This is a genomic window from Pseudomonas sp. FP2300, from assembly GCF_030687595.1.
GTDB lineage: Bacteria > Pseudomonadota > Gammaproteobacteria > Pseudomonadales > Pseudomonadaceae > Aquipseudomonas > Aquipseudomonas bijieensis.
In genome coordinates, this window is sequence record NZ_CP117440.1 from 5,770,177 (window position 1) to 5,784,790 (window position 14,614).

The window sequence follows — 14,614 nt, forward strand, 5'->3', positions numbered from 1 at the left end:
TGGGGTTAAACCTCACGCCACATCCGATTGTCTTCCACGACAAATGAACCAAAGAGCCCACTGCACTCGGTGCCATCCGGTGCCTGCACTGAGACCCCTGCACCGATACTTGTAACAGCAAAGTGAAGTGCGGAAATCGGACCTGGTGCGCTAGCGAGTAGTAATGCCTGCGCAACGATGTCACGAGACATCTGAATGCTAGGTTTATCTTCAAGCAGATCCTCTTCGAGGTACCGGGCAACTCGCTCCATTTCTCGCAGTTGGCCGCCTCCAGAGAATTTCAACAGATCAAACCAATAGGGATGAGCCATCACCAGTTGCAAAAACTCCGCGAGCGAAGCCGCGACTATTCCAGCCTGCCCCTCAGAGGTGACGTAGAGAATCGAATCGCTGGCCCCCCCCTGCAGGAATACACCGCCAGCGCCTTCGGTGGCGATAGGCAGGAAAGACTCTGGCGCCTTGACGGTAAACCATACCGACTCGTCAGGCACAGGAGCGAAATCAATATCGAACGCGGTCGCCAAGGTCTGTGCCAGATGCCGATTCTTTGCGATGTGATGTGCCGTTACTTCCATGAAAGTCTCGCGTTTGGCCTGAGCGACGGCTGGAGGCAGGCGCCCGCTCGATATGGCAGTACGTGGGTTCAGCGAAGTATGACACCTCCCGGAATCGCTTCGAAGAACCTCAGGCAGGGTATGAATGCCGGGCTACACTTCATGCGCGTTCTGCAAGGCATATCACTCAAACGCCTTCATCCGCAGATAGGGAGATTCGTATGAACCGTCTCGCAACCTATGGATATATAAAGAGACCTGCCCCCTCCGTTTCCACACCGTCGCCAGCGACTGGCCGCATTGCAAGACATCAGCCTGGCTGACCCCCTCATCCAAACCACCTCCTGGATCTGTTGATGCGCCTCCAGGCCTGGTTGCAACACCAAACTTGCAAGGTTTCCCGACCGATCGAGTCGGCGCAGTGGGCATAGACGCGCGGTATTTGTGCGACCGCAGCCCGGCCCATGCCCCGTCGCTCATTTCCGACAACAACCGCAAGGCGTCCATCCAATGCAGTGAAAAGGAGATTCACATGAACAACCTGAGCGATACAGCGCTGGCAACATCCACCAACCCCAGCATTTTCCGCACCGTGCCACTCGGCGAGCCGGTCCAGGCCGACAGCGGCAACATTCCACCCAATACGCGGATGCTGCCCGGTCAGTGGGCGGCAGCGGCCGGCAACGGCTATGTGTTGCTGCTGCAGACTGACGGCAATCTGGTGCTGTACCAGGTCGTCACGGGGCCCGTGTCGGCCAACAGCTCGTTCACCGGTAGCGCGATCTGGGCCACGAACACCGACGACGGTGCCTATTTCGACGTCCAGACCGATGGCAACCTGGTCCTGGGTACCAGCGACGGCAACGTGGCGTGGTCGCCTTATACCAACGGCATCGACCCTCAGGAATTGCGCGTACAGAACGACGGTAACCTGGTGCTGTACAACACCCTCGGCCAAGCCTGCTGGGCCTCGAGCAGCAATCACTATCAGGTCTGGCCACCGACTCGTTGGGTCAATGTGCAAAGCAGCCTCGTCGCGCCCGTGAAAGGCGTGCCCTTTGTACTCACCGCCGGTTCCGACGGCATGACGTTGAGCCCCTTCGTGGCCGGTTCGCCCAACCAAATCTGGCAAATCACCGCCGATGGACGGCTGCTCAGTGGGCTGCTCGGCGGGTTGGTGTTGGGTCAGGATGCAGGCAGCAGTACGGCAATCAACACAACACAGAACGTGCCCGTCCCGGTCGAGCAGACCTGGCTCTGGGGAACGGGACTGGGCCCCACCACCCTCCAGAACAGCGGTTCGAACCAGTACCTGAGTGTCGACATCGCAGAGGGCTCGGTACAGATGCAAGATACCGACACCTCGGGCCAATGGTACTTCATGCCCACCACTCCCCTGGACAGCATCATGGCCTTGCCGGCGTCCGACCCGCCCTTTCCAGCCTTTACGCCTGACCAACAGGTGGTCTACGACTGGATCAACAGCAAACTGGCCGCCATGAACAATCAACCCCATTTGATCCTGCGCGAACAGTACACCAACGGCGCCAGCACCCTGGATGGTTACCGACAAGACATGCTCGGCCTGGACTACAGCGCATTCGAGCCGCAAGTCTGGCAACCCGTGGTCGATCAACTCAAGTTGGAGCTCAGCGCAGCGAGCGCTGTTAACAGCCTGTTCGCCTGCTACAGCAGCTTCCACACCCAGTTGTTCGTGGACCAGGGGGCGCTGCTCTCCGAGCTGGGCCAGGATGCCGGCTTCGAGGACGGTGACTCGACCAACATCGGCGGCATCATCCTGGCGGTGCTCTCGGGCGTCATCTACACCGTGCTCTCGGCGGAGACGATGGAAGGCGACATCAATTATTTCGCCGTCGCGGCCAACGTTCTCCAGAGCGGCATCAATGTGGCGGTCGCGGCCCAGAGTTCGAGTGTTTCTCCCAGCCTGTTCCAGGTGGCCTACGCCGACCTCTGGGGGCAATTGAGCGCTACCTTCGAAGGGTTGCTGAGCACTTTCGGCAGCATGGAAAACGCGATACTGACCGACTGGGCCAAGCTGGAGGTCACCTATACGCTGATCGCCTCCAAAGCGCCCGACGGGTTGTTCTGGAACTCCGGTGAAACCGGAAACATGGTGACAGCCGCCAAGCACGGTTACGTGCTGTCGGTGATGCAGATGCTGCTGCCGGCCAAATTCCAGATCTACCAATACCTGGACGTCAATGACAACCCCATCGACGGTGTGCCCGCCTATGCGCAGTACATCACTGCGGCGATCGACGGGACCTACTTCAAATACTGGATCGCCGACTCGACGGACTGGTCAATCTATCCGGAAGAAATCGCGCTCACCCAAGTGTGGGACAACGGTGGCTCGAAGGACGACTTCTTTAACAGCAGGAACGGTTGGGCGTTCGCCTTGACGCGGCCCTACACCTACAGCGGCAACGCCGCCAATTACCTGGTCATCGCGCTGACCAACCTGAGCCCGAACACGCTGGTGGCCACGGTGTTCAATCCATCCCCCACCTCCGCCGGGCCGTCCCCACAAACCCTGTATCCCTACGAGACGGTGTTGATCGAGGCCGAAGCTGCATATCCTGGTGGCGTAGCGATCACTCTCTCGATCTTCGACCCTTCCCGTGGCAACTACTTCGACGAGCCAATCGCCTCGTTCGATGCCTTTCAGGATTACTCTGGGTTCGCGGCCGGTAATGTGCGCACCGCCAACGCCACGACGGCGGGCGACTACCAACTGTCGACACCACTGTGCAACACGGGCGGGTACAAGCAATACCCTGGCGCCATCCAGGCCAGTATCTACCGTCCTTGAGGGGTGAATCGCAGGCATGAGGAGCGGGACCCTGTAGGAGCGAGCCTGCTCGCGATTGCGCAGGGTCAGTTTGCATTGATACTGGAGGTGCCGACGCCTTCGCGAGCAAGCTCGCTCCCACAGGTTTTTGTGTCGTGCCCAGATGCTATGAACACCCGAACCCCATGTGGAAGCGAGCCTGCTCGCGATTGCGCAGGCTCAGTCACATCGATGCTCCCCGCCTCAGGCCTTTCGAGTCCTCGGCAAGAAAATCGCCAATACCCCGAACAACGGCAGGAACGAGCACAACCAATACACGTACTCGATGCCACGGATGTCCGCCAGATGCCCCAGCAACGCGGCGCCAATCCCGCCGAAACCGAACATCAGCCCGAAGAACACGCCGGCGATCATCCCGACATTGCCCGGCACCAATTCCTGGGCATACACGACGATGGCCGAGAACGCCGAGGCCAGGATGAAACCGATGGCCACGCTGAGGATACTGGTCCACAACAGGTCGACGTGAGGCAGGATCAAGGTGAACGGTGCCACGCCGAGGATCGAGAACCAGATCACCGCCTTGCGCCCGATCCGGTCGCCAATCGGCCCGCCGAAGAAAGTCCCCGCCGCCACCGCTCCGAGAAACAGGAACAGGTGCAACTGCGAAGAGGCCACCGACAGGTCGAACTTCTCGATCAGATAGAACGTGAAGTAGCTGGTGAAGCTGGCCATGTAGAAGTACTTGGAAAACACCAGCAGCCCCAGCACCACCAGCGCACTCAAGACCCGGCCCTTGGATAGGCCATGGGTGGCCGCCTGGCCTTGCTTGAGCTTGAACAAGCTCAGGTGGTTGGCGTACCAGCGGCTGATGCGGTACAGCACGAACAGCGCAAACAGTGCGAACAACCCGAACCAGGCCACATTGCCTTGCCCGTAGGGAATGATGATCGCCGCCGCCAGCAGCGGGCCGAAGGCCGAGCCGGCGTTACCGCCCACCTGGAACGTCGATTGCGCCAGCCCGAAGCGGCCGCCCGAGGCCAATCGCGCCACCCGCGACGCTTCCGGGTGGAAGGTCGACGAACCGATGCCGATCAATGCCGCCGCCAACAGGATCAAGGCAAAACTGCCGACCATGGACATCATCACAATGCCGACCAGCGTACACACCGTTCCGGCCGGCAGCAGCCAGGGCTTGGGGTGGCGGTCAGTGTGATAACCGACCCAAGGCTGCAACAAAGAAGCGGTCAACTGGAACGTCAAGGTGATCAAGCCAACCTGGGTGAACGTCAGGCCATAGCTGTCCTTGAGCATTGGATAAATCGAGGGCAGCACCGCCTGGATCAAGTCGTTGATCAGGTGCGCCAGCGCCACGGCGCCGATGATCCGCATGACCAGCGGGCTGCTTTGCGCCGGGGCAGTAACGGGTGGGGTGACAGCCTGGGTATTGCTGATAGCCATGGGAGTTTCCATACGACAGAGGGCGCACGCGGGCAGGTGCGTCAATGTGCCATTTTTCGGTGCAGCAAGGCTATCCCCTTAGCTAGCTATCGACCTTGAAAAATTGTCGAAATCCAAGGTGATAGCTCAACGCCATGGTCTGAATCTTGCCTTGTTAATCAGCTACAACGCGGCCCCTTACAAAGGGGACCGAGAATGGGAAGTTTCGCTACAGAGCTGGCCTACCGAGCCGATTTGGACAAACTTTCGAGGCCTTTTAAAAGGGCACCTGTTTCAGCACTTGTGTAGAAACGCACAAAAACAGTGCAAAGGTGTTCAGGGGAGTATGGGCATGCAGGCTTTTTTATCACCCGGAATCAGATTGTTGGGGCACTTCGGCTTCGCCCGCAAATTCCAATTGCTGTTCCTGCTTTTTATCCTGCCGCTCATGGGCAGCCTGTGGCTAATCGGCCAGGATTATCGCGACAAACTCAGTCTGATTTCCGGGGAACGCACCGGGGTGCGCCAATTGCTGGCCCTGGATAACCTCGACAACTTGCTCACCGCCCAGCGCAACCGCGCCGCCCGCTGGCGTGCCACCGAAACCAATCGGCAACCAACCCCGGCGACGCTGGCTGCCATGGCGGCATTCGATGCCGTTCAACCGGCCCTCAACCAGGCCGCCAGTGACCTGGCCACTACCCTGCAAACCGAAGGCGCTGAAGCCGATACCCTCGCCCGCTATCAAGCTCTGCAAACCAGCCTCAACGGTCTGGATTCGAAAAGCCTGGGCAGCGTGGGCTGGTGGCCCGACGGCTACGACCGCTTCACCGCCGCTCTCAGCGCCCTGCAAGCCTTGCGCGAGCAGATGGTCATGGACAACCGCCTGACCCTCGCCTCCTGGTTGGAAACCTATCTGCTGACCCAGATTTCAACTCAGCAGACGCCCGACCTGATCGAACGGGTCGGCCGCCTGGCCAGCGTCGGCCAGGCCTCCGTGGTGTCGGGCCAGTTCACGCTGCAGAGTCGCCTGCAACTGCGGGACCTGCGCAGCCGTATCGGTGACGCACGGGACCAACTGGTCAAGACCGGAGCACTCCTGGAAACCCGCCTGCCCAGCGAATTGCAAACCTGGGCCGGACAGTACCAGGGCAGCCTCAAGCACTTGGATGCTGGCCTGAAAGTGCTGGATGACGGCGTGTTCGGCGGCTCCATCAACCTCAAGCCCGAAGACTTCGAGAAACACATGGATGCCCTTCTCGCTGATCTGGCGACCCTGCGGCAACAGTCGCTGGTGGCACTGGATACGCGCCTGGACCATTACCACGGTTCGGCGATCCGCCAGTTCACCCTGGTAGCGACGGTGCTGGGCTGCCTGCTGCTGGCCGCGCTGTATCTTTTTGTTTGCCTGCAAGCGTCGATCCGGCGCAGCGCCAGTGGTATCACCCTGCTGGCCGAAGCCCTGCGCGACGGCAATCTCAGCCTGCAAGTGCCGGTGCAAGGGCGCGATGAACTGGCGGCCATCAGCACTGCCCTCAACGTCGCCGTGGTGCAGTTGCGCACCAGCCTGCTGGGGGTGGACCACGAAACGTTGCAGTTGAGCAATGCCGTGCGCACCCTCAATACGCACTCCAGCGGCGCCTTGGGAGAAGTCGAGGCCCAACAGATGCAGATCAGCCAGATCGCTGCCGCCGCGACGCAACTGGCCGCCACCTCCCAAGGCGTGGCGAAGAGCTGTGAACAGGCATCCGACAGCGCCCAGCAAACCCGCCGCATTGCCACCGACAGCAGCCGCGACAGCCAACGCACCACGGCGAGCATCCAGCAGCTCAACCAGCGCCTCAACGAAACCGCCGCCGCATTGGGGCGAGTCAGTGAACAGGGGCAACAGATTCAACTGGTGGTCGATACCATCCGTGGCGTGGCCGAGCAGACCAATCTGCTGGCCCTCAATGCCGCCATTGAAGCGGCTCGCGCCGGAGAACAGGGCCGTGGTTTCGCGGTAGTGGCCGACGAGGTGCGCAGCCTGTCACAACGCACCCAGTCCTCCACGCAACAGATTGCCGCCACTGTCGACAGCCTGCGCGCCACGGTCAACGAAGCCGTCAGCCTGATGGAAGCTGCCTGCGGCCAGGCCCAGACCGACGCCCAAGCGGTCACCGGCCTTGGCGAACGCCTGGGAGAAATTGCCAGCGCGGTGCAAAGCGTCACCGACACCCTGGCGCAGATCGCCACTGCCGTGGATGAACAAGCCAGCACCGCCGATGAGGTCAGTGGCAATATCCAGCAGGTCGACCAGGCGGCGATGCGCTTGCTCGAAGGCGCACGAGCGGTGAACCTGGCGGCGGACACGCTGAGCCAGGGAAGCCAGGCCTTGAGCGCCAACACCGGGAGATTTCAGCTCGGCTGACAAGGATTTGCAGCGAGGATTGTTAAGCGGTTGAAAGCGCAGAGAAATATTTCAGATTTACGCTTGACACATCTTCGTTACCGGCGAATAATGCGCGCCACTTGGCTACATAGCTCAGTTGGTTAGAGCATAGCATTCATAATGCTGGGGTCCGGGGTTCAAGTCCCTGTGTAGCCACCAAGTACTAAAAACGGCTTATCGAAAGATAAGCCGTTTTTTTATGCCCGAAGAAAACAAACCGGCCTGACACCCATCGCGAGGCAGCTCCTACGTTCAGGGAATGAGTGATTTGCGCCACACGCCTCCCATGGCTACAGTCAGCCTCTATATCCCAAGCCCACGGATGGAGTGACACGTGCTTACATACCTCAAACCGAATCTTCATCGCCTGCAAGGTCCGCCCTCCTCCACAACCACATCCGCAATGGGTAACAGAGCGACCGCCTACACCCGCTAGGACACTAACATTTGCTAACAGGCCGTGTTGGCCACGCACAAATCCGCTCCGACTAGGTACCACTTCAACATTTCTCAACATCGCGCTAGGCACAGCACTCAAATAAATGTCAGGTTTTGATAGATTCGTCTCCTCGATCAGATGTTGAGTTTTGTTAAATCGCTGGCCCTCATCAGACGACCCAGTATCCATTCTGATACCTACCGTTTACGCTCATCGAGAGGTGGAAATATGCTCTATAGAGGCGTCTCGCTCACGACTCACACCGCATCAGCAGGTTTGATCAAGGTGAGCGGCGAGAAGACAACGGTGACCCCAAAATACGACGGCAAAGCACGCCATGATGGGACTTTCACCTATGGAGACTCCATAGAAAACGCCGTTAATGCTCAACAGATAGAAACAGGGACGTGGGGCTCCGCGTTTATCTCCACGACGCGAAACAAAGAGACTGCAGAATTCTTCGCTACGCATGATAGAGAGGGGAACGTAGTGCCAGGTGTTGTCTACTGGATCGATGACGCGCTGTTTGACAGATACGGCGTGATCGCCATGGAGTCAGAGCAACCAAAATTTCCAGAAGAGCAGGAGGTCTCAATTCGCCCAGAGGCGGGTGTGACGATTCCAAGTGAGGTAGTTTTTCACGTCGAGCTCATTGAGCCGTCGCAGTAGCGCAACGCTAAAACCGTTGCATGGACGAACTCCGTCGGACTCAAGGCTGAGCAATTCACGCATGGCTTCACGCACCTCCTTAACGCCCCCTGGAACCCGCGTATTCTCTCTAGGAGCGAGCTGCGCGACGCTGGTATGCACGATCAACTGCCAGCAGGCTCGTAACCACCATTGTGCGCGAACCGCTGCCCCCGAATGGGGAGCAACTCTCCGATACTTTTTCCACAGACGGATCGCTGCAATTTCCCCCCACGGCATGAACAAACTGCGGCTATTGTTGCTGTTCAAACTCAACGGAGACACCAAAATGGCTGAACAGTACGCGGGACAAATCGTTGCGGTAGGGCCAGACAATTTGGATTATCAGATTCAGGTATTCCAAGACGTGCTCACAGAACGATTGCTTAGTGGCGAGGTAAGGCACACGCCTGGATTGAAGCGTTATCAAATTCAGGGAGGCGGAGCTGTGAACCAGGTTTCTGAGACCGAGTACCAAGTGGTCGCGACTGGCATGAAATTGACTGTGTACGCTTAACCAAAGCAGATTTGAGAACACTTCCATGGACGAGTTCTGCATACACGATCAAATCGCAGTTCGCATCCATGTTTCTAGGCGTGCCGGACCGACAAGCTCGGCACCCCTTACAAATAGTACTAGGCGTATAAGATCAAAAGACGCGAGCCGGAGGGCGCCAAAATGGAATTGATAATGGACTTTAAGGCCGACTGGCACGACATGCTCAAAGAAATTATGGGAGCGAAATGGGGGCTCGACACGAAAGGAATCACTGAGGACGTGCCCGTCCACTACTTCAACGCAGCGCAACGACGTATACCCGTGAAGCCTCGAGCGCTCCTAGTATCGGATGTTTTTCATTGCCCGCCAGAACACCTACTTGGCTGGACACAGATCAAAAAAAAAGTAGAACAAGGTCAGGACCTGTCCCCGCACCTGAGCAAGCTCATAGATGAAATTGGTAAAACTGATCTGATGCTCAGCGATTGGGGTGTATATCACTTACATCTAGGCACAGAGCTAAAGGGTCGCTACATTGCCCGAACAGGACCGCTCCTCTTTGCTCGAGTAACCGAGGACGACTTTTACGCAATCAGCATCTACAGCCATGATGATTGGACGGATGCTGACATAGTAGAAACGATCCACAGAAATTGGCCTGAGTCGATTGCACATTGGGTTCTCAAAGGAATGCAGCCAGCAGAGAAACTGACATCTGATCAGCGCAAAACACTGCGCAAGAAACGATACAACTCATTCGTTCAAGTAAGCGATGGCACTACATATGCACCTATTGGCGGTGGATATGTGTTCTCTGGCCACAGCATATTTGCGATTACAGAGATGGATAAAGAGCATGACTTTCTCGAATGTCTGGAGCGACTCATCCCCGGACTGATGCCAAAACTGCTTCCCGAACTTCATAAGCGTGGTTACTTAGAAGGCGCTGATATCAGAGTCAGCCTAGTGCTGACAGATCTCGCTTACTTCGCTCACTTCACTGAATACAACATCGCTATCGAGCTTCAGAAGCGCCGCCCAGGACCTTGGCGAACAGCTATTTCGAGAAATGCAAAAGACTTGAAATAGGTCAATACCTGAGGCGCAGCCTTTCACAATTTGAGCAGGCTCTGGCGGAATGTGAGACAGGTATGAGAGGAGCCCGCGCCCGCCCCGTCAAAGTAACCTGCCTGGGCGTCTCCCCCCCTAACAGACCCCAGACGGATTCTGGACAGGCTCAACAGTCTATGGATCACCAAGAAACCCGCCTAGGGCGGGGTGGGGGCTACAGGCTGAGTTGGCGGTGCTGCTGGAGGCACTGACTGTATATTCGGTTGGTCAGATGATATGGATGAGCTTACAACTGCCGCTTCACTGACTGCCTTGATCGCCGCAGATTCGACGCCTGCAGGTGCGACAGCGCAGTTAAAAGCCATGGTGACCGAAGCATAGACTCGATCATTCGCACTTCCTCCCTTTGGATATCCCACGATACCGTCTTTGCCGGCAGTTGCGACACTCGCTCTGCGCTTCAGCGCTAAGACGCCCGAGAAATTCTCATCGACGGCTGCCTGAAGGGCATTTGTTGAGCCAGATAAGCCCGACCAAGCCGTTGAAGCAGAACCTTTGGCCATGGGTGCGAATACCGCACCAGCCAAAGTACCGGTTGCAGCTAACATAAATCGTCCCGAGCTTATCGCTCCGCTGCCTTGCCCCATATAGCGCTGGAGTTCAATGCAATAAGTGATCGCTGCCGCATAAGCTTTCACGGCGTCTTTCTCCTCACATTGAGCCGTACAAGGCTGCTTCTCCTCAGTCCACGGCCAAAGAGGTTCCTTAGGGATTGATGGCAAACCGAGGTTTCTTTGCAGTGACGCACAACCAGACGTCAATGCGATGCTTATGACTAAGCATGACCAGATGATTTTTTTGTTCCCCATGTTCCACATCCAAGTGATGGCTTTATGATATTTATTGGTATGGAGAAATAGCTGAGATTTTGTTATCTGCAAGCTGATATGAAGAAAAAGCTACGCCTTAGAGCTACATGCCATTCACGCCCAGCTCATTAACTCAGCCAGGGAAAGCGAGAGGCTGGCACCGTCAATCATCCAAGGTTTGCCCCGCCACGGATTCACTTCATTCAAATCCGCTGCGATTTGCGCCACACGCCTCCCATGGCTACAGTCAGCCTCTATATCCCAAGCCCACGGATGGAGTGACACGTGCCTACAGATCTGAAACCGAACTTTCATCGCCTGTCAGCCGTTTCGCTGCTGGCTTTCGCTCTGACACTCGCAGCCTGTAAGGCCCCGCCCTCCTCCACAACCACACCGGCATTGCCTGCCCCACCGGAGGTCGTCTCCGGCTACCGCACCGATCTACAGACCCGCTACGCCGACAAGCACATGGCTGCCGCGGCCAACCCGTTGGCGGCCGAGGCCGGGCGGGAGATGTTGCGACGTGGCGGCTCGGCCATCGACGCGGCGATTGCGATGCAAGCGGTGCTGACCCTCGTGGAACCGCAATCTTCAGGCATCGGCGGCGGCGCGTTCATTGTGCTGTGGGATGGCAACGCCGTACGCACTTACGACGGACGCGAAACGGCACCGGCCGGTGCCACCGAAAGACTGTTCCTGCAGGCCGACGGCCAACCCATGCCCTTTACTGCCGCGCAGATCGGCGGTCGTTCGGTGGGTACACCGGGGGTATTGCGCGGACTGGAACTGGCCCATCGCAAACATGGCCGTCTCGAATGGGCGACGCTGTTCGAGCCGGCCATCGCGCTGGCGGAGCAGGGCTTCGCGATCTCTCCCAGACTGCATGCCTTGATCGCGTCCGACCCGTCGTTGCCGGGCTCGCCAGACATGGCGGCCTACTTTCTCAATGCCGATGGCAGCCCAAAAGCGGTCGGCACTGTGCTGAAGAATCCAGCCTTGGCCGGCGTGCTCAAGCGCATCGCCCACGAAGGCCCCGATGCCTTGTACAAAGGGCCGGTTGCCGAGGAAATCGTCGCCAAGGTGCAGGGCCACGCCAACCCCGGCAGTCTTTCGCTGAACGACCTTAAGGGCTACACCGCACGGGAGCGGCCAGCGTTATGCACCGACTACAAGCGCTGGCAAATCTGCGGCATGCCACCACCGTCTTCGGGCGGGGTTGCCGTGGCGCAGATCCTCGGGACATTGCAGGCCCTGGAACAGCGCGACAGCAGCGCCGCCCTCGCGCCCTTGAAACCGCTCAATACCACTAAACCCGCCGGCATTGAACCCACCGCCGAAGCGGTGCACCTGATCGCCGAAGCCGAGCGCCTGGCCTATGCCGACCGCGCCCAATACATCGCCGACCCGAATTTTGTCGCGGTACCGCTCAAAGGCCTGGTCGACCGAGGTTACCTGGCCAGCCGTGCCAGCCTGATCGGCCCTCGAAGCATGGGTGTCGCCAAGCCCGGCACCCCACCGGGCATCCAGGTGGCCTACGCCCCGGACCGTTCCCCCCTGCGTATTTCCACCTCGCAAGTAGTGGCCGTGGACGACCAGGGTGGCGCGGTGTCCATGACTACGACGGTGGAATCGGCGTTCGGCTCACATTTGATGGTCCAGGGCTTCATGCTCAACAACCAGATGACCGACTTCTCGTTCATCCCCGAAGAGAATGGGCAAAAAGTCGCCAACCGCGTCGAACCGGGCAAACGCCCTCGCTCATCCATGGCTCCGACGCTGATCTTCGATCAGCAAGGTAGATTGGTGGCCGCTGTCGGGTCCCCCGGCGGCTCGCAAATCATCGAATACGTCGCCAAGTCAGTCATTGGTCTGCTGGATTGGAACCTGGACCCGCAAACCGCTATCAACCTCCCCAACTTCGGCAGCCGCAACGGCCCCACCGAACTGGAAAAGGGGCAGTTCAGCCCGACGCTGATCCAGGCCCTGAAAGACAAGGGCCACACCGTGAGCGAGATCGACATGAACAGCGGCACCCAGGCCATCGTCCGGGTGCGCGACGCGCAAGGGAAAACATCTCTGGCCGGCGGCGCGGATCCGCGGCGGGAAGGAGCAGCGCTGGGAGATTGAACGCTCGCCGATCAAATCGGGCAGCTTGCTTGGGTGTTGAATGTGCTCGCGATAGCGTTGGGTCAGCCTGCACAGATTTTGGATGTGCGGGCGCCATCGCGAGCAAGCTCGCTCCCATAGGGGATTGTGGTGGACATGGATTTTTCGGTGTACCAGGAAACTGTGGGAGCGAGCTTGCTCGCGATGGCGGCTCGCTCAGCAGGTTTCTCAAGTCGATAGCTGGTTGGCAAACTGGCTCACCGCATCGACCACCTTCTTCGCCCCGTCCTGGATCTCGACGATCACCGTCCCCGCTTCGGCGGCCAGGGCCAAGCCATGTTCGGCCTGGTGCTGGCCATCGGTCATCAGGGCCACGGCATTGCGGGCCATGTCCTGGTTCTGGCGGACCACGCCGACGATTTCATCGGTCGCCTGGCTGGTGCGCGATGCCAGTTGTCGCACTTCATCGGCCACCACCGCAAAACCGCGCCCTTGCTCGCCGGCCCGGGCCGCTTCGATCGCGGCGTTGAGCGCCAGCAGGTTGGTTTGTTCGGCGATGCCGCTGATGGTCTTGACGATGGTACCGATCACCAGGGATTGCTCATTCAGGGCCTCGATGCCTTCGCCAGCGGTTTGCATGTGCCGGGCCAGGTCGCGCATCACATCCACCGCCTGGGTCACCACGGTCGTGCCGCGCTGGGCACTGTTGTCGGTCTGCAACGAGGTGCTGTAGGCAATGTTGGCGGCTTCGGCGACGGCTTTTTCCTGGTTGACCTGGTCCGTGATGTTGGTCGCGAACTTGACCACTTTGTACAACCGCTCGTTGGCATCGAGCACCGGGTTGTAGGAAGCTTCCAGCCAGACCTCGCGACCACTGCTGTCGAGACGCTTGAAACGGCCAGCCACGAATTCACCGCTGTTCAGGCGCTTCCAGAACTGCTCGTAGGCCGCGCTGTTGTATTCCTCAGGCTCGCAAAACGTGCGGTGATGCTTGCCCTTGATCTGCGCAAGGCTATAGCCCATGGCGTTGAGGAAGCGATCATTGGCCGTCAGCACATGACCACCCAAATCGAACTCGATCACCGCCGTTGAACGCACCAACGCACCGATGAGGTTCTCATGCTCGCGAGAAGCCTCGATGGTGCGGGTCAGATCATTGGAGTACATCGAAAAATAGCGAATCCGCCCATCGACATTCCGTACGGGCTGGAGGATCGAACGCAGCCAGGCTTCCTGGCCATTGCCCCGCAGCAGGCGCACGGCACCGGAAAAGTGTTCGCCGCGGGTCAGCGCCGACGTGAAGCGAACCTGGAACTCATTGGATTTCAAATACGCGGGAACCAGCTCATTCACAGGCCGGCCAATCAAGTCCTGGCTCTTGTAACGCATCTCGTCGAGGAAGTTCTGGTTGACCGATTGAATCCGTCCGTCGGCGTCCAGGGTGAGGCCAAGCATTTCACGGTCCAGGCTTTCCTTGACTTGCATAAGGCTGGACAGTTCTTGGCGCAGAGCCAGTAGCTCCTGCTTCAGGCGGTTGTTAAACATTGGGCAGCTCCGACAGCGGGAGAATTAAGTGGCTTGTTCCCTTGCCATCGGCGCAGCGTTTTTTTTCTAAAGAGCGCCGCGAGCCCATATTGAAAATATTCCAGGACGCCCTCGAACCCGATAAGCCTGCCATGGTCACTGGATTGTTCTACTGTTGCGCC

At 58.5% G+C, this 14,614-nt stretch carries 10 protein-coding genes, 1 tRNA gene and 1 pseudogene; 7 read left to right on the forward strand and 5 right to left on the reverse strand.

Features of this window, described 5'->3' with window-relative positions; translation table 11 throughout:
* Positions 1-5: 5 nt before the first annotated feature.
* Entirely contained in the window at positions 6-575 is a 570-nt protein-coding gene (locus tag PSH86_RS25645) for a hypothetical protein (protein WP_249015555.1), read from the reverse strand.
* A 511-nt stretch (positions 576-1,086) separates the two neighbouring features.
* Here PSH86_RS25645 and PSH86_RS25650 point away from each other — a divergent pair.
* The gene (locus tag PSH86_RS25650) at positions 1,087-3,387 is read left to right on the forward strand and encodes a calcium up-regulated protein (RefSeq protein ID WP_116833451.1); all 2,301 of its coding nucleotides are present in this window, start codon (positions 1,087-1,089) and stop codon (positions 3,385-3,387) included.
* Positions 3,388-3,609: 222 nt separating this feature from the next.
* On the opposite strand, the gene PSH86_RS25655 is transcribed toward PSH86_RS25650, so the two are convergent.
* The gene (locus PSH86_RS25655) at positions 3,610-4,827 is read right to left on the reverse strand and encodes an MFS transporter (RefSeq protein WP_305485774.1); all 1,218 of its coding nucleotides are present in this window, start codon (positions 4,825-4,827) and stop codon (positions 3,610-3,612) included.
* Between the two features lie 1,645 nt (positions 4,828-6,472).
* Between PSH86_RS25655 and PSH86_RS30735 the strand changes: the two genes are divergently transcribed.
* The 5 genes from PSH86_RS30735 (at position 6,473) to PSH86_RS25680 (ending at position 9,951) form a co-directional block, all read left to right on the forward strand.
* Positions 6,473-7,216: a methyl-accepting chemotaxis protein gene (locus PSH86_RS30735; protein WP_370873835.1), complete on the forward strand. Its 744-nt coding sequence runs from the start codon at positions 6,473-6,475 to the stop codon at positions 7,214-7,216.
* 103 nt (positions 7,217-7,319) lie between these two features.
* Positions 7,320-7,396: transfer RNA gene (locus PSH86_RS25665), tRNA-Met, on the forward strand.
* Between the two features lie 508 nt (positions 7,397-7,904).
* Positions 7,905-8,345 (forward strand): hypothetical protein, encoded by a 441-nt coding sequence (locus PSH86_RS25670; protein WP_212801451.1) that lies wholly within the window; start codon positions 7,905-7,907, stop codon positions 8,343-8,345.
* Positions 8,346-8,652: 307 nt separating this feature from the next.
* Entirely contained in the window at positions 8,653-8,880 is a 228-nt protein-coding gene (locus PSH86_RS25675; RefSeq protein WP_212801452.1) for a hypothetical protein, read from the forward strand.
* 174 nt (positions 8,881-9,054) lie between these two features.
* On the forward strand, positions 9,055-9,951 hold the full coding sequence (locus PSH86_RS25680) for a hypothetical protein (protein ID WP_305485779.1): 897 nt from the start codon (positions 9,055-9,057) through the stop codon (positions 9,949-9,951).
* Positions 9,952-10,130: 179 nt separating this feature from the next.
* On the opposite strand, the gene PSH86_RS25685 is transcribed toward PSH86_RS25680, so the two are convergent.
* Complete coding sequence (locus PSH86_RS25685; protein ID WP_212801454.1) at positions 10,131-10,631, reverse strand: hypothetical protein; 501 nt, start codon at positions 10,629-10,631, stop codon at positions 10,131-10,133.
* A 456-nt stretch (positions 10,632-11,087) separates the two neighbouring features.
* On the opposite strand from PSH86_RS25685, the gene ggt reads away from it, so the two are divergent.
* Positions 11,088-12,929: a gamma-glutamyltransferase gene (gene ggt / locus PSH86_RS25690; RefSeq protein ID WP_305485781.1), complete on the forward strand. Its 1,842-nt coding sequence runs from the start codon at positions 11,088-11,090 to the stop codon at positions 12,927-12,929.
* A gap of 207 nt (positions 12,930-13,136) precedes the next feature.
* On the opposite strand, the gene PSH86_RS30740 is transcribed toward ggt, so the two are convergent.
* Together PSH86_RS30740 and PSH86_RS30745 are read right to left on the reverse strand one after the other, a co-directional pair.
* Positions 13,137-13,568, reverse strand: a complete 432-nt coding sequence (locus PSH86_RS30740; RefSeq protein WP_370873836.1) for a methyl-accepting chemotaxis protein — start codon at positions 13,566-13,568, stop codon at positions 13,137-13,139.
* Positions 13,569-13,724: 156 nt separating this feature from the next.
* Positions 13,725-14,453: pseudogene (locus tag PSH86_RS30745) on the reverse strand (PAS domain-containing protein); the annotation flags it as partial.
* Between the last annotated feature and the right edge of the window lie 161 nt (positions 14,454-14,614).

Coding starts and splice junctions, on each gene's coding strand:
- PSH86_RS25670 (WP_212801451.1), top strand. CDS start 7,905: ATGCTCTATAGAGGCGTCTCGCTCACGACTCACACCGCATCAGCAGGT.
- PSH86_RS25675 (WP_212801452.1), top strand. CDS start 8,653: ATGGCTGAACAGTACGCGGGACAAATCGTTGCGGTAGGGCCAGACAAT.
- PSH86_RS30735 (WP_370873835.1), top strand. CDS start 6,473: ATGCAGATCAGCCAGATCGCTGCCGCCGCGACGCAACTGGCCGCCACC.
- PSH86_RS30740 (WP_370873836.1), bottom strand. CDS start 13,568: ATGCGCGACCTGGCCCGGCACATGCAAACCGCTGGCGAAGGCATCGAG.
- PSH86_RS25680 (WP_305485779.1), top strand. CDS start 9,055: ATGGACTTTAAGGCCGACTGGCACGACATGCTCAAAGAAATTATGGGA.
- PSH86_RS25645 (WP_249015555.1), bottom strand. CDS start 575: ATGGAAGTAACGGCACATCACATCGCAAAGAATCGGCATCTGGCACAG.
- PSH86_RS25650 (WP_116833451.1), top strand. CDS start 1,087: ATGAACAACCTGAGCGATACAGCGCTGGCAACATCCACCAACCCCAGC.
- PSH86_RS25655 (WP_305485774.1), bottom strand. CDS start 4,827: ATGGCTATCAGCAATACCCAGGCTGTCACCCCACCCGTTACTGCCCCG.